The 17,496-nt window shown below is 61.1% G+C and carries 12 protein-coding genes; 9 read left to right on the top strand and 3 right to left on the bottom strand.

Annotation, left to right across the window (positions count from 1 at the left end; genetic code table 11):
* Window positions 1-612 precede the first annotated feature (612 nt).
* The 3 genes from ACQQ92_RS08205 (at window position 613) to ACQQ92_RS08195 (ending at window position 6,490) form a co-directional block, all read left to right on the top strand.
* Window positions 613-2,913 carry a hydratase gene (locus tag ACQQ92_RS08205; RefSeq protein ID WP_427796219.1) on the top strand — a complete coding sequence of 767 codons (2,301 nt, stop codon included), beginning with the start codon at window positions 613-615 and terminating at the stop codon, window positions 2,911-2,913.
* Window positions 2,914-3,534: 621 nt separating this feature from the next.
* Window positions 3,535-6,162, top strand: a complete 2,628-nt coding sequence (gene clpB, locus ACQQ92_RS08200) for an ATP-dependent chaperone ClpB (RefSeq protein ID WP_427727353.1) — start codon at window positions 3,535-3,537, stop codon at window positions 6,160-6,162.
* A gap of 133 nt (window positions 6,163-6,295) precedes the next feature.
* Window positions 6,296-6,490 carry a hypothetical protein gene (locus ACQQ92_RS08195; RefSeq protein WP_427796218.1) on the top strand — a complete coding sequence of 65 codons (195 nt, stop codon included), beginning with the start codon at window positions 6,296-6,298 and terminating at the stop codon, window positions 6,488-6,490.
* A gap of 132 nt (window positions 6,491-6,622) precedes the next feature.
* Here the strand turns inward: ACQQ92_RS08195 and ACQQ92_RS08190 are convergent, their stop codons facing one another.
* From ACQQ92_RS08190 to ACQQ92_RS08180, 3 genes are all read right to left on the bottom strand, one after another.
* Entirely contained in the window at window positions 6,623-8,110 is a 1,488-nt protein-coding gene (locus ACQQ92_RS08190; protein ID WP_427796217.1) for a hypothetical protein, read from the bottom strand.
* A 232-nt stretch (window positions 8,111-8,342) separates the two neighbouring features.
* Window positions 8,343-9,350 carry a DUF5692 family protein gene (locus ACQQ92_RS08185; protein WP_427794084.1) on the bottom strand — a complete coding sequence of 336 codons (1,008 nt, stop codon included), beginning with the start codon at window positions 9,348-9,350 and terminating at the stop codon, window positions 8,343-8,345.
* Window positions 9,351-9,412: 62 nt separating this feature from the next.
* Window positions 9,413-10,075, bottom strand: a complete 663-nt coding sequence (locus tag ACQQ92_RS08180) for a TetR/AcrR family transcriptional regulator (protein ID WP_427748176.1) — start codon at window positions 10,073-10,075, stop codon at window positions 9,413-9,415.
* A 189-nt stretch (window positions 10,076-10,264) separates the two neighbouring features.
* On the opposite strand from ACQQ92_RS08180, the gene ACQQ92_RS08175 reads away from it, so the two are divergent.
* The 6 genes from ACQQ92_RS08175 to ACQQ92_RS08150 all read left to right on the top strand — a co-directional run bounded on the left by ACQQ92_RS08175 (window position 10,265) and on the right by ACQQ92_RS08150 (window position 17,330).
* On the top strand, window positions 10,265-13,042 hold the full coding sequence (locus ACQQ92_RS08175) for an FAD-dependent oxidoreductase (RefSeq protein ID WP_427796216.1): 2,778 nt from the start codon (window positions 10,265-10,267) through the stop codon (window positions 13,040-13,042).
* Window positions 13,043-13,240: 198 nt separating this feature from the next.
* The gene (locus ACQQ92_RS08170; RefSeq protein ID WP_427719316.1) at window positions 13,241-13,669 is read left to right on the top strand and encodes a hydrogenase maturation nickel metallochaperone HypA; all 429 of its coding nucleotides are present in this window, start codon (window positions 13,241-13,243) and stop codon (window positions 13,667-13,669) included.
* 378 nt (window positions 13,670-14,047) lie between these two features.
* Entirely contained in the window at window positions 14,048-15,037 is a 990-nt protein-coding gene (locus ACQQ92_RS08165; protein ID WP_154518426.1) for a PTS sugar transporter subunit IIB, read from the top strand.
* 18 nt (window positions 15,038-15,055) lie between these two features.
* Window positions 15,056-15,874: a PTS mannose/fructose/sorbose transporter subunit IIC gene (locus ACQQ92_RS08160; protein WP_055285302.1), complete on the top strand. Its 819-nt coding sequence runs from the start codon at window positions 15,056-15,058 to the stop codon at window positions 15,872-15,874.
* A gap of 16 nt (window positions 15,875-15,890) precedes the next feature.
* A complete protein-coding gene (locus tag ACQQ92_RS08155) occupies window positions 15,891-16,811 on the top strand; it encodes a PTS system mannose/fructose/sorbose family transporter subunit IID (protein WP_154518429.1) in 921 nt (306 codons plus the stop codon).
* Window positions 16,812-16,931: 120 nt separating this feature from the next.
* Window positions 16,932-17,330 (top strand): DUF956 family protein, encoded by a 399-nt coding sequence (locus tag ACQQ92_RS08150; RefSeq protein WP_427719318.1) that lies wholly within the window; start codon window positions 16,932-16,934, stop codon window positions 17,328-17,330.
* Window positions 17,331-17,496 lie beyond the last annotated feature (166 nt).

Here is a 17,496-nt window from a genome sequence, read left to right as displayed (position 1 = left end):
TCGTCACGGCCTCGCCGGTGTCCGCGTCGAGGGCGCAGACGGTGGTCGACCTCAGGTGGACGTCCATCCCGAACGCGGTAGAATACTTTGGCATGGGAGCCTCCCAACCTCGTTGCGGCGCGGCTGCGCCTATGGCACTTCAACATCATTGTCGCAGCCCCGACCCGCGGTCACGAGCGGGGGCTCCTATCTTTTTAGTGCCCTCGGATTGGGTCATAGTGTCTGTCCGTCCTCTACCTGCGGCGTTGCCATGGTCCGGATGCGGCACTTGGGGACGTTCCTCACTTTGGAAATGCGGCCCGCTCGCTGTCCGTCCTCTACCTGCGGCGTTGCCTTGCTTCGAATGCGGTAGTCGTTGGTAGTCATTGGGGCCCGCTCGCTGTCGTTGCCAAAACATCGGTGTTGCCGGAGTAGTCATTGGGACGTTCTTAAATGACTAGTCGAAAGGGACGCTCTTGCACCAAATCTGCTGATCCACATCGGGCTCGTCCTGTACTTTACCAAGATAAAGTGAACATGCAGATTCGTAACCCATTCGCAACCGTTCTATGGCACGATATTGAACGAATGCATGCTATGCGCCCAAATTTTTTGGGCAGAGTGGGAGACAGTATGGTCAAGCTGTACGAGGACGGCATCTACCTGCGCGGCGGCAGCGAGGTTGTGCCTGCGGCCGAGGCTGCCGAGCGCGGTATTACGCAGACGCCCGAGGATGCCAAGCGCGGCACCATCGCGTATTCGATCCTCCAGGCACACAATACGTCCGGCGACCCCGAGGCGCTCAAGATTCGCTTCGATGCCATGGCGAGCCACGACATCACCTTCGTCGGCATCATCCAGACGGCGCGCGCCTCGGGCATGGAGCAGTTCCCGCTGCCCTACGTGCTCACCAACTGCCATAACTCGCTGTGCGCCGTGGGCGGCACCATCAACGAGGACGACCACGTCTTTGGCCTTTCCGCGGCCAAAAAGTACGGCGGCATCTTCGTTCCGCCGCACATCGCCGTCATCCACTCCTTTATGCGCGAGAACTTCGCCGGTTGCGGCAAGATGATCCTGGGCTCCGACTCGCACACCCGCTATGGCGCCCTGGGCACCATGGCCGTGGGCGAGGGCGGCGGCGAGCTGGCAAAGCAACTGCTGCGCGACACCTACGACGTTGCCTATCCCGGCGTCGTCGCTATCTACCTCACGGGCGTCCCGCGTCCCGGCGTCGGCCCGCACGACGTGGCGCTCGCCATCATCCGTGCCGTTTTTGCCAAGGGCTATGTCAAGAACAAGGTCATGGAGTTTGTGGGCCCCGGCATCGCGAGCATGACGACCGATTACCGCAACGGCGTCGACGTCATGACCACCGAGACCACCTGCCTGTCGAGCATCTGGGCCACCGATGAGGACACGCACGCGTTTTTGGCCATGCACGGTCGCGGCGACGACTACCGCGAGCTCAAGCCCGCCGATGTCGCCTACTACGACGGTTGCGTCGAGGTCGATCTGTCGGGCATCAAGCCCATGATCGCGCTGCCATTCCATCCTTCCAACGGCTTTGAGATCGAGGAGCTCAACGAGAACCTCGAGGACATCCTGCATGAGGTGGAGCTCGAGGCCGCCAAGATCGGCGAGGGCAAGACGCACTTTAGCCTGCTCGACAAGATCGTCGACGGCAAGCTTCACGTGCAACAGGGCGTTATCGCCGGCTGCTCGGGCGGCAACTACGACTCCGTGGTCCAGGCTGCCCGCGTGCTCAAGGGCGCCAACACCGGCTGCGGCGAGTTCTCGCTGTCGGTCTATCCCACGAGCCAGCCCGTGGCGCTCGAGCTTACGCGCCGTGGCTATATCTACGACCTTATGGAGGCCGGCGCGATCGTGCGCACGGCGTTCTGCGGTCCGTGCTTTGGCGCCGGCGACACGCCTGCCAACAACGGCCTGTCCATCCGCCACACCACGCGCAACTTCCCCAACCGCGAGGGTTCCAAGCCGGGCAATGGTCAGCTGAGCGCCGTGGCCCTAATGGACGCTCGCTCCATTGCGGCGACGGCCGCCAACGGAGGCGTCCTGACGCCGGCGACCGACCTGCCCGAGGAGACTTGGGACGAGGCCTGCGAGTACACCTTTGACGACGCGCCGTATAAAAAGCGCGTGTACTGGGGCTTTGGCAAGGCAGAGCCTGCCGACGAGCTGGTCGAAGGCCCCAACATCAAGCCGTGGCCCGCGATGGAGCCTCTCGGCGACGATATCCTGCTCAAGGTGTGCTCCAAGATCATGGACCCGGTCACCACGACCGACGAGCTCATTCCCTCGGGCGAGACGAGCTCCTTCCGCTCCAACCCGCTGGGCCTGGCAGAGTTTACGCTCAGCCGCCGCGATCCGGCCTACGTGGGTCGTTCCAAGGAGGTCGACGCCGTGGAGAAGCGCCGCGTTGCCGGCGAGGCGGCGGGCGACCTGGCGGCACTCGATGCCGAGCTTGCCGGTGTGTTTGAGGCGCTGGCCGGCGCCGGCGTCGCGGCAGATGCCAAGGCGACCGAGTACGGCTCCATGCTCTATGCCAAGAAGCCCGGTGACGGTTCTGCCCGCGAGCAGGCCGCGAGCTGCCAGCGCGTGATTGGTGGTCTGGCCAACATCGTCCACGAGTACGCCACCAAGCGCTATCGCTCCAACGTGATGAACTGGGGCATGGTGCCCTTCCAGATGGAGGCCGAGCCCAACTTTGAGGTGGGCGACTACGTCTTTGTGCCGGGTATCCGCGCTGCGCTCGACGGCGACCTAAAGGACATCGCCGCCTACGTGGTGCGCGCCGATGGTGCGGTCGAGCAGATTGAGCTCTACATTGCCGATATGACGGCTGAGGAGCGTGCCATCGTCAAGGCCGGCTGCCTGATCAACTACAACAAGTTCAAGGCCGCTGTCGAGTAACGCACTTAATTGTCCGCCCGGGGCTTATCCTTTCCCGCCCGCTCACGCGCTTCGCGAGGGTCGCCCGAGGGAAAGGTGTGGCAGGGGCTACCGCGACGTTCTCGTTGGGTCTTGAGGGACGCTAATAAATAGACTTGCTTGATGCCGCCTCTGTTAATGGGGCGGCTTCTTTTTTGTCGAAAACCGCCACAAAGGGGACAGGCACCTTTGTGGCGGTTCTCGGTTTGTCTCGATCTGTAACATCTTGGCTGCTAAAAGTGGGCCTGGTGTTACAGATTTAGATTTTCGATTCGGGTGTCTTCTGTTCGTCTCGATTTGTAACAGATAGAGCTCTATTTGCCGAGTAGATGTTACAGATTGAGACAAACGGGTGCCGCTGGCCATTTCATCTTGATTTGTAACATCTGGAGCCATAAACAGTCGCTAGATGTTACAGATTGAGATAGTAAGGGGACAAGTCCGCAGCGGGTGAGCGTGCCTGCTCCCTATCGCTTAATCACTCAGAAAATCTTATATATAGAGACTTAGATTTGTGTATAAGATCGTACAAAGCTGGCAACAATACTTCTCGGACAACGTGAAGCCGCCCCGTAGGGCGGCCGCCCCAAGAGAGGTGATTCCATGAGAATCGATAAGCTAGCAATGACGTCGCGCGAGGCGTTGCAGACCGCCATGAGCACGGCTGCCGACGCGCAGGCCGGCGCGGTGGAGCCGATTCACCTGCTGTCCGCCCTGCTCGGTGCCGGCGAGCGCAATATCTCCGTGATTATCGAGCGCATCGGCGCCGACGCAGCCCAGCTTGCACACTCCACGCAAGATGCCATCGACCGCGCACCCAAGGTTTCGGGCGAGGGCCAGCAGATGGGCCTGTCCAACGAGCTCGTCCGTGTCATCGAGAAGGCCGAGAAAAAGGCCACCAAGATGGGCGACAGCTTTGTAGTGACCGAGCATCTGCTGATGGCGCTTGCCGAGGACAAAGGTGAGGCGGGCCGCGTGCTGCGCGATGCCGGCGTTACCAAGGAGCGTATCGAGCAGGTCTACGAGGAGCTGCGCGGCGATGACCGCGTGACGTCCGCCGAGGACAAGACCCAGTTTGAGGCACTGGAGCAGTACGGCCGCAACATCTGCGACCTGGCCCGTGCCGGCAAGCTCGATCCGGTTATCGGCCGTACCGACGAGATCCGTCGTACTATCCAGGTCCTGTCCCGTCGCACCAAGAACAACCCTGTGCTCATCGGTGAGCCGGGTGTCGGTAAAACGGCCATCGTCGAGGGCATCGCCCAGCGTATCGTGGCCGGCGACGTGCCGAGCACGCTGCGCGACCGCGACCTCATCGAGCTCGACATGAGCGCGCTGGTCGCCGGTGCCAAGTACCGCGGCGAGTTCGAGGACCGCTTGAAGGCCGTGCTCAAGGAAGTGCAGAAGTCCGAAGGCAAGGTCATCCTGTTCATCGATGAGCTCCACACCATTGTGGGCGCGGGTGCCACCGAGGGCTCCATGGACGCCGGCAACATCCTCAAACCGGCGCTCGCCCGCGGCGACCTGCACGCGATCGGTGCGACCACGCTCGACGAATACCGCAAGTACATCGAGAAGGACGCAGCGCTCGCCCGTCGTTTCCAGACCGTGATGGTCTCCGAGCCTACCGTCGAGGACACCATCTCGATTCTGCGTGGCCTCAAGGAGAAGTACGAGATCTTCCACGGCGTGCACATTACCGATAGCGCGCTCGTGGCCGCCGCCGATCTTTCCGATCGTTACATCGCCGACCGCTTCCTGCCCGACAAGGCCATCGACCTGGTCGATGAGGCCGCAAGCCGCCTGCGCATGGAGCTCGACAGCATGCCGGTCGAGATCGACGCCACCACGCGTCAGCTCACCCAGCTGCAGATCGAGGAACAGGCGCTCATGAAGGAGACCGACGACGCCTCCAAGGAGCGTCTGGAGACCCTGCGCCAGGAGATTGCCGAGGTTCAAGAAAAGCTCAACGTGCAAAAGGCCGGTTGGCTCAACCAAAAGAACGCCATCGACCATGTGCAGGAGCTCAAGGGCCAGCTCGATGAGGCCAAGAGCGAAGAGGAACGTGCGACGCGCAACGGAGACTTGGGCCGTGCGTCCGAGCTGCGTTACTCCGTGATTCCGGGTCTGCAACAGCAGATTCAGGATTCCGAGGCCGCGCTCGAGGCACAAAAGCAGCAGGACGGTGAAGGCCTCAACGAGCAGGTGACCTCCGACGAGATCGCCGAGGTCGTGAGCGCCTGGACCGGTGTGCCCGTCTCCAAGATGATGCAGGGTGAGCTCGACAAGCTGAAGGGCTTGGAAGGCGAGCTGCATAAGCGCGTCATCGGCCAGGATGAGGCCGTCTCCGCCGTCGCCGCGGCCGTGCGCCGTAGCCGTGCGGGCCTCTCCGATCCGGACAAGCCCATCGGCAGCTTCTTCTTCCTGGGCCCCACCGGTGTGGGCAAGACCGAACTCGCCAAGGCGCTGGCCGAGTGCCTGTTCGATGACGAGCGCGCACTCGTGCGTATCGACATGTCCGAGTACATGGAGAAGTTCAGCGTTCAGCGTCTGATCGGTGCGCCCCCGGGATACGTGGGCTACGACGAGGGTGGACAGCTCACCGAGGCCGTGCGCCGTCGCCCGTACTCCGTGATCTTGCTCGACGAGATGGAGAAGGCTCACCCGGATGTCTTCAACGTGCTGCTGCAGGTGCTCGACGACGGTCGTCTGACCGATGGTCAGGGTCGTCAGGTGTCCTTCAAGAACACGATCATCATCATGACGTCCAACGTGGGCTCCAAGGCTATCGCCGATCTTTCGGGCAAGGACGAGGAGGAGATGCGCCATCAGGTCGACGCGGCCATGGCTCAGACTTTCCGCCCCGAGTTCCTCAACCGTATCGACGATATCGTGGTGTTCCATCCGCTCGGCATGGCGCAGATCGAAAAGATCGTCGATATTCAGCTCGCCGACGTCCGCGCACGTCTGGCCAAGGAGCGCATGACGCTTGCCATCACCCCGGCGGCCAAGCAGATGCTCGCCGTGGGCGGTCTGGACCCGGTCTTTGGTGCCCGTCCGCTCAAGCGTCTGGTGCAGCGCGAGGTCGTGGACGCCATCGCCGCCGCTATCATCGACGGTACGGTGCGCGAGGGCGATCAGGTGACGGTTGACGTCGACAAGGACGGTGCCTTTACCGTCGTGTGCGATAACACGCCGTCTGCCACCTACGAGGTGCCCGACGCCGAGTAGATTGTTGGGCCATGTCTTAAAATCTACCTTTTGAGCCAAACGCCAAGGGCGGCGGATCCAATTGGGTCCGCCGCCCTTTTTCGTGCGACAATCGATGATGTTGAACATGAGTACATGGCAAGGAGCTACGCAGATGAAAGACGAGAACGATACGAACGCACCGGCGCCTGAGCCAGCGCCCGCCGCACCCAAGCCTTCGCCCAAGCCGGCACCCAAGCCGCGCGACCCCTACATCCGTGCCGAGAACGAGGACGACGACGGCTACGATCCCTACAGCGATCGCCGCCCCGAGCGCGAGCCGATGTTCGAAGCCGATCCGTGGCGCTAACTCCTGCAGGGTAGCTAATTTGGGACGGGGCTTTTTTAGCTGCCCCGGCTGGTAATGTGCTGGTTTAGTCGATTAACGGTCGGGGCAGCTAAAAAAGCCCCGTCCCAAATTAGCTACCCTCGCTGCGGACGGCTAGTCTTGGGCCTTGATGCTTGGCATCAGAATCTGGGCGAGGTAGTCGGTCTCGAGTTTGGTGGCAGCGTCGGCCTTGCCGTCTTTGCCGACCAGTACGTTCTTGATCTGGCTATAGGTATAGCGGTTGCCGGTTGTAAGCTCGACAAGCTCAATGGCCGTGTCCATGGGGTAGGTCGACACGGGGTCTTGCGTGCGCCCGTTGATGGTCTGGGGCACCACATACGGATAGACGGGGCCGCTGGCGTAGACCGTGTAGCCGTTGCCAAGGCTTGCCGCACCTAAAACCGTATCGCCCTTATCGGGCGTAAAGCTCTCGCCGTCGCGCACTGCGACAAGCGTCACGATCGGCGTATTGCTGTCGCTGGCAAGATAGATGCACAACGTATTGCCGTTTTGCCAAGTCGCGACTTTGCCGTACCACTCAACGGGAATATCGAGCTGATACAGGTTCGTTGCCTTATGCCGAGCATCGGCGTCGCGGGCCGCCTGCGCCTCGCGGGAACTCATGGCATTGACGGCGGCGTCACGGCGCGCGGTTGCCGCCTGCTGGAGCACCTTTGCGACCGCGGCAGAGCTCGCGCCGCCCTCCTCGGCGTACTTGGCCGCGGCATCGATCTGGTCGTCGGTCACCGTGTCTGCCGAAGGTACCTTAAGCTTAAAGGATGCCTGAGCGCTCAGGTCCTGCCCGTCGCTCTTTACGCTAACCTGCGCCTTGGTGGTCGGCACGGTGTAAATGGTACCGTCAGCTGCGATGGGGGACCCAGCGATGGAGAGCGTATAGTCGCCAGGCAGCAGCTTAATACCGCGACCGTGCTCATCAACATAGAGCGTCTCGCTCACGGAGGAGCCGTCAGAGTCTTGCCCGCTCACCTGCACGGGAATCTTGGAGCCGGTGGAACAGTCGAGCCCTGCGGCATGTACGCCAATCTGCACCGACATCATGGTGTGGGCGTTGACGGCAGCGACGGCAGCCTGTTCTTGTTGGTATCCGTTCCAAGCGGCATAGCCCGCGCCGCCGGCAACGAGCGCGGCGGCAACGACGCCGGCAACCATCAAATTGCGTCGCTTGGGCGACATCTTGTGATGGCGAGCCTCGGCTTCGCGTGCCGAGGGAACGGACGGCAGGGGAATATCGCCCATGGCGATGGTCTCGTCGACGGCCGGCGCAGAACCCAGGCCAGGAAGCTCGCGGGTGAGCGAGTCATCGGCAGGCAAGCTGCCAAGCAGGGCGGTCTCTTCTCCCGAGGCGGATTCCGACTGGACGTCGTCCTTGCTATCGTCCTCTTCGGCTTCGGCCTCGTCAGAAGCGTCTTTGGCGTCGCTGCCTTCGTCCTCAGTGCCTTCGCGCACCTCGTCCTGCGCGTCGACGGCCAAATCGCTCAATGAGAGCTCGTCTAGCGCAATCCGGTCAAGGCTCTCCAGGGCCTCGGCACATGCTTCCGCATCCTGGGCCGCATCCTCGCGGCCACGTGTCTCATCGCTCATATATCCCCCAATGCAATATCGGCTCAACACTGTACCCAAAAATGGATTCATATAAAGCGCATGCGAAATTTAAGATCCGATTTAACCCGAGCGTATCGTTCAGCCGCATCCTCGCGGCAGCAAAAGGCCCCCGGAACGCGAACGAATCACGTTTCGGGGGCTCTGCAGTGCGTTGAGTTGCGCGGAGCCGGCTATGCCGCTTCGTGCTCAAGTGGTGTTTGCGTCAGGCGCGTTACTCGGCGTGCGCGTAATCAACCTTGGCGCGACGGGCAGTGGCCTTCTCCCAATCGCTGGTGCCCTCAAAGACATCCTGCTTGTAGGGGTTGCGGCCGAGCTTCTTGGCACGGTAGGCGACGTAGATGATCGCGGCGATGTTGGCGACCAGCGCGACGATCGAGACCGCGGTGGCGGCGTTGGGGTCGAGCGTGGAGTGCGTCACAAAGATGGACTCCTCCTGGAAGTAGGGGAACACCTGGGCAAACATGCACCAAATGGCCAGCGTAAAGGCGCGGTTCTGGATCCAGCCGCCCTTGTTCCAGATAAAGGCGGCGACGGTGGGCGCCAGCAGCAGCGCAAAGCCGCAGAACCAGGAGTGGGTGGGCAGGCAGTTGTAGGTGTAGCAGAAGTTCCAGATATCGTAGGCGATGATGTAGACCCAGGTCATGTCGGGCCACAGCATGTCGGTCTTGTCCTCGGAGGCGTAGACGCTCCACCAACCGGTCATACAGAAGATGTTGATGATGCCCGCGATGCCGTTGAACACGTTGTTCCAGCCGGCCAGCTGCGTAGCACCTTCGGAGGTGACCCAGGTGGACTCGCCCAGGACAAAGAAGTGATAGGCGCTCTCAAAGTCGGACACGACGGCGATCAAGATGTTGATGGCGACGATCACAAACGGCCATGCGCGGAACCAATGCGCCTTGCCGATCTTGCCCCACTGGTACTTAATGGCAATGAAGCCCCAGCAGCCGGCCAGCGCCGCGTATACCTTGGCGTAATGGAACCAGCTGTTCTGGTATACATGGGTGGGGTTGGTGAGCGCCCACTCGGCACCCTGCGAAACGCCGACGGCGATGGCGATGCAGTAGATGGTCATGGCCAGCGGAGCCACGCCAAAGATGATGGCCGCGCCGAGCTTGGTACGGCGGCCGACCTCGTTGAGTACGATCAAGCCGATAAAGACCATCGCCCAGCCGGCCCAGTGGATAAGGGTATCGCTACCCCAAACATCGAACAGCATGCTGCTCTCCTTTCATACGCCCGCGGCCCCTCTTCCGTCGCGGGCAGTTTGGCCAAATGTCATCAGTTCCTGGGCTTGCGCTCGGAATACTTGGCGGTGTAGCCCTCGATGTGGAGTGTCGAGGCGATAATCTCCTTAACCGTCTCGTCGGGCACATCGGGGTGCGTGCGGATGTACATCAACAGCCCCATGATGAGGGTGTAAAACGTCTCGTAGACATGGTCGATGCGCAGGTCATGATGGGCGACAAAGTCCACCACGGTGGTGTCGCAGATGTATTGCGCCACGCGCTGGACCACGTTGTGCAGAAAGCCGCCGTAGAGCGCGCCGCTGCTCGAGATGAGCGTGCTCGGCAGCTCGTGGCCGCTCACAACCAGGCGCTTAAAGAGCGGGGCGACGGTGTCGAGTGCGCCCTCGATATCACCGACGATGCGGCTGGCATTCCACTGCTCGAGCTCGGAGATAAAACCGTCGATTGCCTCGTCCATGACGGCGGTGACGGCGGCGTCCATGTCGACGAAGTAGTGGTAGAACAGCGAGCGCGTGCAGCCGGCTCGCTTGGTCACGGCCGAGACGGATAGATGGGACACGCCCAGCTCGGAGCTCACGGCGCGCACGGCGGCGAGAATCTCGCGACGGCGCTCGTCACCTGTCAGGCGCTTTGCCGCGCTGTCGGGCGTGGGGACGGCGTCGGCCACAGGGGTGCTCGCTGCGTTATCGCTCATGCGCTTGCCGCCTTTCATCCGTTTGGGCCCGACCGTTCGCCTAATAGTCTTGAATATTGTTGACGGTTCGTCAATACTATTTTTGACATAATGTCAACAATGGCGGGTGAACGGCATGGGGGCATGCCCGGCCTGCAAAAAAGAGGGGCGCTGCGGCCTCGTCGGGCTGCGGCAAGAGAAGGGACAACCATGATTCTCAACGGACCGGGAATTAGCTACACCGAGCCCGACATCGGTTCGGAGTTCGTGCCGCCGCTGCCGGAGCATCCGCGCGAGGCCATTGTCAAGCTGTGCGAGCATTGCACCAACCGTCTGCTGCATCGCGACGAGCTGCTGGGCTACGAGTACTGGTCGTTTGCCGAGGCCGCAACCGACGAGCAGGCCGAAGTGCTCTGCAAGATGAAGATGCGCCGTCCCTATACGCTGCCCGAGATGGTCAAGCTCACCGGCATGCCCGAGGCCCAGATCGAGAAGATGCTCGACGACATGAGCTACACGGGTCTGCTCGAGTACAACTGGGAAAATCCCGAGCGCGCCAAGCAGTGGGTGCTGCCCATGCTGGTACCGGGTTCCGCCGAGTTCCTCAACATGCGCGTGAACCAGCTCGAGGAGCATCCGGTCTATGCCAAGTTCTTTGAGCAGGCGTCCAAGGGGCCGCTGTCCAAAGCCACGCCGATGGTGCCGCCCGGAGGCGCCGGCATCGGCATGCACGTCATTCCGGTCGAGAAGGCTATCGATGCTTCGAGCACCTCGGTGCCGATCGAGCATATCGAGCATTGGCTCGACAAATACGAGGGCAAATATGCCGCCAGCACCTGCAGCTGCCGCGCGAGCCGTCGTGTGATGGGCGAGGGCTGCGCCGACGACCCTGCCGACTGGTGCATTGCCGTGGGCGATATGGCCGACTATGTGGTTGAGACCGACCGCGGCCATTATGTGACGCGTGAGGAGGTCTATGACATCTTGCGCCAGGCCGAGGACAACGGCTTTGTGCACCAGATCACCAATATCGACGGCGAGAACAAGATCTTCGCCATCTGCAACTGCAACGTCAACGTGTGCTACGCCCTGCGCACCTCGCAGCTGTTCAACACGCCCAACCTGTCGCGCTCGGCCTATGTCGCCAAAGTCGAGAAGGACAAGTGCGTGGCCTGCGGTCGCTGCGTTGAGGTGTGCCCGGCCGGTGCCGTCAAGCTCGGCCAGAAGCTCTGCAGCAAAAAGGCCGGCGGACAGGTGCCCGAGTATCCTCGCCAGGAGCTGCCCGATGCCACCAAGTGGGACCACACCAAGTGGTCGCCCAACTACCGCAACGACAACCGCATCGAGACACACGATTCCGGCACCGCGCCCTGTAAGACGGCCTGCCCCGCGCACATTGCCGTTCAGGGCTATCTGAAGCTCGCGGCGCAGGGCCGCTATGACGAGGCGCTAGCGCTCATCAAGCGCGAGAACCCGCTGCCCGCTATCTGCGGCCGTGTGTGCAATCGCCGCTGCGAGGATGCCTGCACCCGCGGTCGCGTGGACGAGGCCGTGGCCATCGACGAGGTCAAGAAGTTTATCGCCCAGCGCGATCTGGATGCCGCGACCCGCTATGTCCCACCTGTGGTGACCCCGACGCGTGCCGGCGGCTTCGATCAGAAGATCGCCATCATCGGTGCCGGTCCGGCCGGCCTGTCCTGCGCTTTCTACCTGGCCGAGAAGGGCTACAAGCCCGTCGTGTTCGAGAAGAACGAGCGCCCGGGCGGCATGCTCACCTATGGCATTCCCAGCTTTAAGCTGCAGAAGGATGTTATCGAGGCCGAGGTCGAGGTCATTCGCCTGATGGGCGCCGAGTTCCGCTATGGCGTGGAGGTCGGTCGCGATGTGACGCTTGACGAGCTGCGCGAGCAGGGCTTTAAGGCCTTTTATGTTGCCATCGGCTGCCAGGGCGGCCGCCTCGCCGGTATTCCGGGCGAGGATGCCGAGGACGTGACCGTGGCCGTCGACTTTTTGCGCAAGGTCAACAGTGGCAAGATCGACGCGCTGTCCGGCCGCACCATCGTGGTGGGCGGCGGCAACGTGGCTATCGACGTCGCGCGCAACGCCTGCCGTCTGGGTTCCGAGCACGTTGAGATATTCTGCCTGGAGAGCGAGGCCCAGATGCCCGCCAGCGAGGAGGAGCGTCGCGAGGCCGTTGAGGACGGCGCCCACATCAGCTGCGGCTGGGGCCCCAAGGAGGTCCATCTGGACGAGGCCGGTCGTGTGTGCGGTATCACCTTCAAGCGCTGCACGCGTGTCTTTGACGACGAGGGCCGTTTTGCGCCCGAGTACGACGAGAACGACCTGCGTCGTGTCGACGCCGACCGCGTGGTCATGTCGATCGGTCAGTCCATCGTGTGGGGCGACCTGCTGGCTGGCTCCAAGGTGGAGCTTGGCCGCGGCCAGGGTGCCCTTGCCGATCCTCAGACCTACCAGACCGCTGAGCCCGACATCTTTGTGGGCGGCGACGTCTACACCGGTCCGAGCTTTGCCATCAACGCCATCGCTGCCGGTCACGAGGCCGCCGTGTCCATCCACCGCTTTGTGCAACCGGGCTCCACGCTCACCATCGGCCGCAACCAGCGCCGCTACATCGCGCTCGACCGCGACGATGTCGTGATCGAGAGCTACGATAACGCGAGCCGCGAGGTGGCACATGTCGACCGCGAGCGCGAGAAGGCCTCGCCGTTTAGTGAGTACGTCGAGACCTTTACCGAAGAGCAGGTGCGCGCCGAGACCGCCCGTTGTCTGGGCTGCGGCGCCTCGGTCGTCGACCCCAACAAGTGTATCGGCTGCGGTCTGTGCACCACCAAGTGCGCGTTCGACGCCATCCACCTGGATCGCGACCGCCCCGAGTGCTCCACGATGGTCAAATACGAGCAAAAGCTCCCCAGCTTGGGCAAGTACGCGCTCAAGCGTGCCATCAAGATCAAATTCGGGAAGAAGTAATGAGGTTCCGCCGTTCTAACGAACGGCGGCACTGCCGACGCTGCGCGGCGCCCAGATACCCCATCTTGCCCCTCAACTGCGGCGCCGCGGGCAAAAAGCCCAGCGGACGCCTTGTTTCGGGGCAACCTGGGGCACCTGGATCGTCGCTCGCTGACGTTTGGCTGACATCGCATCAACCGTTGCTGAAAGGTTTCTACCTTGCATGAATTGGGAATCGTCTATCACATTATTCGCGATGTCGAGAACGTGGCGCGCGCCAATGGCGTGAGTCGCGTTTCGAGCGTCACGCTGCTGCTGGGCGAGGTCTCGGGCGTCGTTCCCGACTTGCTGCTCGACGCTTGGCGCTGGGCGGCAGATAAAAAGCCTATCACCGAGGGCGCGGAGCTTATCGTGGAGCCTGTCGAGGCCGTGACGCATTGCGAGGCGTGCGGCCGCGACTATGCGACGGTCGAGCACGGCAAGATCTGTCCCCATTGCGGTAGCGGCGAGACATACCTGCTGCAGGGCCAGGAGGTCATGATCAAGCAGATTGAGACCCCCGACGAGGACCCGCCAGATGCTGCTCCCGACGGCCTCTCCGACGCCCCCGATGCCGTCGACGCTGCCAACCCCCTCCACATCGTCTAGCCCCTAGTCGTTGGGGACGTTCTTGTTTGACTAGTCGTTTAAGAACGTCCCCAACGACTACTTACGTTAGTGCATAAGTCACGCTAATAGTCAAGTTATGTCTGTTTAAACAAAATAACTGCAGTACAAGCGCATTCGCGCTTGCCTAAAATCGATATTAATGACCAGCCTGCTTGTATCTGTAAAATGGATGGCTTGATAAGTGACGTCTTGGCGTGTAATCCGTCAAAAAGCAGTAACGTAATCAACTTGTAACAAACCTAGACGTTTAAACAAATTATCCAATCATTCGCATTTTTCTCTATAATTTTACAGGACGAACAGGTATACTCCTTTCATGTCGTGTAGGAAATACGTAGACAAAGAGGAGGTTATGTGATGGTAAGTATTGTTCTTGCTAGCCACGGGGACTTGGCAGCCGGAATCAAGCAGACGGGCTCGATGGTCTTTGGCGATCAGCCGTCTGTGGCCGTGGTCTCGCTCGAGCCGAGCATGGGCCCCGACGACTTCCGTGCCAAGGTCGAGGAAGCAATCGCTTCCTTCGAGGACCAGGAGCAGGTGCTCTTCCTCGTTGATCTGTGGGGCGGCACGCCGTTCAACCAGATCAGCGGTCTCATCGAGGGCCACGATTCCTGGGCTATCGTCACCGGTGTCAACCTGCCTATGCTCATCGAGGCATATTCGCAGCGCTTTGACGCAAAGAACACTGCACATGCGATCGCAAAACATCTCGTGACTGAGGCTAAGGCTGGCGTGCGCGTCAAGCCCGAGTCTCTGGAGCCCGAGGAGAAGAAGCCGGCCACGGCCGCCGCTGCTCCTGCAGGCGCCATCCCTCCGGGAACGGTCATCGGCGATGGGCACATCAAGATCGCCCACGTCCGTATCGACACCCGTCTGCTGCATGGTCAGGTGGCCACCACGTGGACCAAGCAGATCAACCCCAACCGCATCATCGTGGTTTCCGACGGCGTTGCTCACGACGAGCTCCGCAAGACCATGATCGAGCAGGCTGCCCCTCCGGGAGTCCATGCCAACGTCGTGCCCATCAAGAAGATGGCCGAGGTTGTCAAGGACACGCGCTTTGGTGACACCAAGGCCATGCTGCTCTTTGAGAACCCGCAGGATCTGCTCAAGGCTATCGAGGCCGGCGTCGACATCAAGGAAGTCAACATCGGTTCCATGGCTCACTCCAAGGGCAAGGTCGTCGTCACCAACGCCGTCGCTATGGGCGATGACGACGTTAAGACTCTCGAGGCCCTCAAGGCCAAGGGCGTCAAGTTCGAGGTCCGCAAGGTTCCTTCGGATTCCTCCGAGGATCTCGACGCCATGTTGAAGAAAGCTAAGGCCGAACTGGCCGCTCAAGCATAGTAAAGGAGGGTCCGATACATGTCTGCAATCACTATTCTGCTTGTTGCGATTGTCGCGTTGCTTGCCGGTATGGAAGGCATTCTGGATGAGTTCCAGTTCCATCAGCCGCTCGTGGCATGCACGCTTATCGGTCTCGTAACCGGTCACCTTCAGGAGGGCATCCTCCTGGGCGGTTCGCTCCAGATGATGGCCCTTGGCTGGGCTAACGTCGGCGCTGCCGTCGCGCCTGACGCCGCTCTGGCCTCGGTCGCTTCTTCGATTATCATGGTGCTCGCCCTCAACGGTGGCGCCACCGATTCGGCCAAGGCCGTTACCGCCGCCATCGCCGTCGCAGTCCCGCTGTCGGTCGCTGGTCTGTTCCTGACCATGATCTGCCGTACCCTGGCTACCGCTATCGCTCACGCCATGGACGGTTGCGCCGAGAAGGGCGACTTCTCCGGCATCGAGCGCTGGCAGTACGCCGCCATCCTCATGCAGGGCCTTCGTATCGCCATCCCGGCAGTACTTCTGTGCATCATCCCGGCCGAGGCGGTTACCAACGCGCTTAACGCTATGCCCGACTGGCTGTCCGGCGGCATGGCTGTCGGCGGCGGCATGGTCGCCTCCGTCGGTTACGCCATGGTCATCAACATGATGGCCACCAAGGAGACCTGGCCGTTCTTCATCCTCGGCTTTGTCCTTGCTGCCATCCCTCAGCTCACGCTGATCGCTCTTGGCCTCATCGGCATCTCCCTTGCCCTCATCTACCTTGGCCTCAAGGATCTGGCCAAGCAGGGTGGCGGCATGGGCGGTGGCTCCGGTGACCCGCTCGGCGACATTCTGAACGATTACGAGTAGGAGGGGAGTGATACATATGGCAGAGAACAAGATTCAGCTCACCAAGGCTGACCGCAAGAAGGTTTGCTTCCGTCATCAGTTCCTTCAGGGCTCGTGGAACTACGAGCGTATGCAGAATGGCGGCTGGTGCTTCGCAATGATCCCTGCGATCAAGAAGCTCTACACCAGCAAGGACGACCAGATTTCCGCGCTTAAGCGCCACCTGGAGTTCTATAACACCCATCCCTATGTTTCCGCCCCCGTCATTGGCGTTACCCTCGCTCTCGAGGAGGAGCGCGCCAACGGTGCACCGATCGATGACGTCGCCATTCAGGGCGTCAAGGTCGGTATGATGGGCCCGCTCGCCGGCGTCGGCGACCCCGCCTTCTGGTTCACCCTTCGCCCGATCCTGGGCGCTCTGGGCGCTTCCCTGGCCCTGTCCGGCAGCATCGCCGGTCCGCTGCTGTTTTTCTTCGCGTGGAACATCATCCGTTACGCCTTCCTGTGGTACACGCAGGAGTTTGGCTATAAGGTCGGATCTTCCATCGCCAAGGACCTCTCCGGCGGTCTGATGGGCAAGGTCACCGAGGGTGCTTCCATCCTGGGTATGTTCATCATCGGCGCCCTGGTCGAGCGCTGGGTGTCCATCTCCTTCACCCCGGTCGTCTCCAAGGTCACGCAGTCTGCCGGCGCCTTCATTGACTGGGCTAACCTGCCTTCCGGTGCCGAGGGCATCAAGGAAGCGCTGACGATGTATAACTCCGTCGGTGCTACCGCTCTTGATCAGGTGAAGGTCACTACGCTTCAGGCTAACCTCGATCAGCTCATCCCCGGCCTTGCTGCCGTGTGCCTGACGCTGTTCGTCTGCAAGCTGCTCAAGAAGAAGGTCAGCCCGATCGTCATCATCCTGGCTCTCTTCGCCGTCGGTATCATCGGTCGCGTTTGCGGCTTCATGTAAGCGCGCTTCGGCTTAAGACCGAGAGTTGCTAGGCAAGGGCTTTTGAGCCATTGAAACGGACCGCACCCGGTGGGTACACTGGATGCGGTCCGATTGTTTTATTTGGAGGGCGAGGCGCGCATGGCGCAATCTCAGAACAGCACGGTCGATCTGGCAACACCGGCAACCTGCCTGATGGGGCTTACCAGCCACGGTAACGTGATGGTGGGCAATAAGGCGTTCGAGTATTACAACGAGCGCAATCCCGAGGATTTTATTCAAATTCCGTGGGACGAGGTCGACTATATTGCCGCCGAGGTTTTGCGCGGCACTAAGAAGATCACGCGTTTTGCTATCTTTACCAAGGATAACGGCCACTTTACGTTTTCGACGCGCGACGACAAAGAGACGCTTCGTGCAGTTCGCAAGTACGTCGACGAGGATAAGCTTGTGCGTTCGCCCGACTTTATCGATGTGACGGCCAAGGGCGCCAAGAGCATCCCCTCCGTTATCAAAGGCCTTTTCCACAAAGGCAACTAGTCGCCTGCGACGTTCTCAAACGACTAGTCATTTAAGAACGTCCCCAATGACTACCTGTAGCTCTTCGCGGGATTCGCTGGGGAAATATCATCCCAGTTTGAGCGCCTATTCTGGGATGCAGTTTCCGGAACAGGCTCATTTGGGAAACCATATCCCGTTTCGAGCT

This window comes from Collinsella sp. SGI.241, assembly GCF_050312955.1.
In the GTDB taxonomy this organism is placed as follows: Bacteria; Actinomycetota; Coriobacteriia; order Coriobacteriales; family Coriobacteriaceae; genus Collinsella.
This window is presented reverse-complemented; position numbering and strand designations above follow the sequence as displayed.

Bases quoted from the DNA above. Each gene is read 5' to 3' on its own strand.
- ACQQ92_RS08160 (WP_055285302.1), top strand. From the start codon at position 15,056: ATGTCTGCAATCACTATTCTGCTTGTTGCGATTGTCGCGTTGCTTGCC.
- ACQQ92_RS08155 (WP_154518429.1), top strand. From the start codon at position 15,891: ATGGCAGAGAACAAGATTCAGCTCACCAAGGCTGACCGCAAGAAGGTT.
- ACQQ92_RS08175 (WP_427796216.1), top strand. From the start codon at position 10,265: ATGATTCTCAACGGACCGGGAATTAGCTACACCGAGCCCGACATCGGT.
- ACQQ92_RS08185 (WP_427794084.1), bottom strand. From the start codon at position 9,350: ATGCTGTTCGATGTTTGGGGTAGCGATACCCTTATCCACTGGGCCGGC.
- ACQQ92_RS08165 (WP_154518426.1), top strand. From the start codon at position 14,048: ATGGTAAGTATTGTTCTTGCTAGCCACGGGGACTTGGCAGCCGGAATC.
- ACQQ92_RS08205 (WP_427796219.1), top strand. From the start codon at position 613: ATGGTCAAGCTGTACGAGGACGGCATCTACCTGCGCGGCGGCAGCGAG.
- ACQQ92_RS08190 (WP_427796217.1), bottom strand. From the start codon at position 8,110: ATGAGCGATGAGACACGTGGCCGCGAGGATGCGGCCCAGGATGCGGAA.
- clpB (WP_427727353.1), top strand. From the start codon at position 3,535: ATGAGAATCGATAAGCTAGCAATGACGTCGCGCGAGGCGTTGCAGACC.
- ACQQ92_RS08180 (WP_427748176.1), bottom strand. From the start codon at position 10,075: ATGAGCGATAACGCAGCGAGCACCCCTGTGGCCGACGCCGTCCCCACG.
- ACQQ92_RS08150 (WP_427719318.1), top strand. From the start codon at position 16,932: ATGGCGCAATCTCAGAACAGCACGGTCGATCTGGCAACACCGGCAACC.
- ACQQ92_RS08195 (WP_427796218.1), top strand. From the start codon at position 6,296: ATGAAAGACGAGAACGATACGAACGCACCGGCGCCTGAGCCAGCGCCC.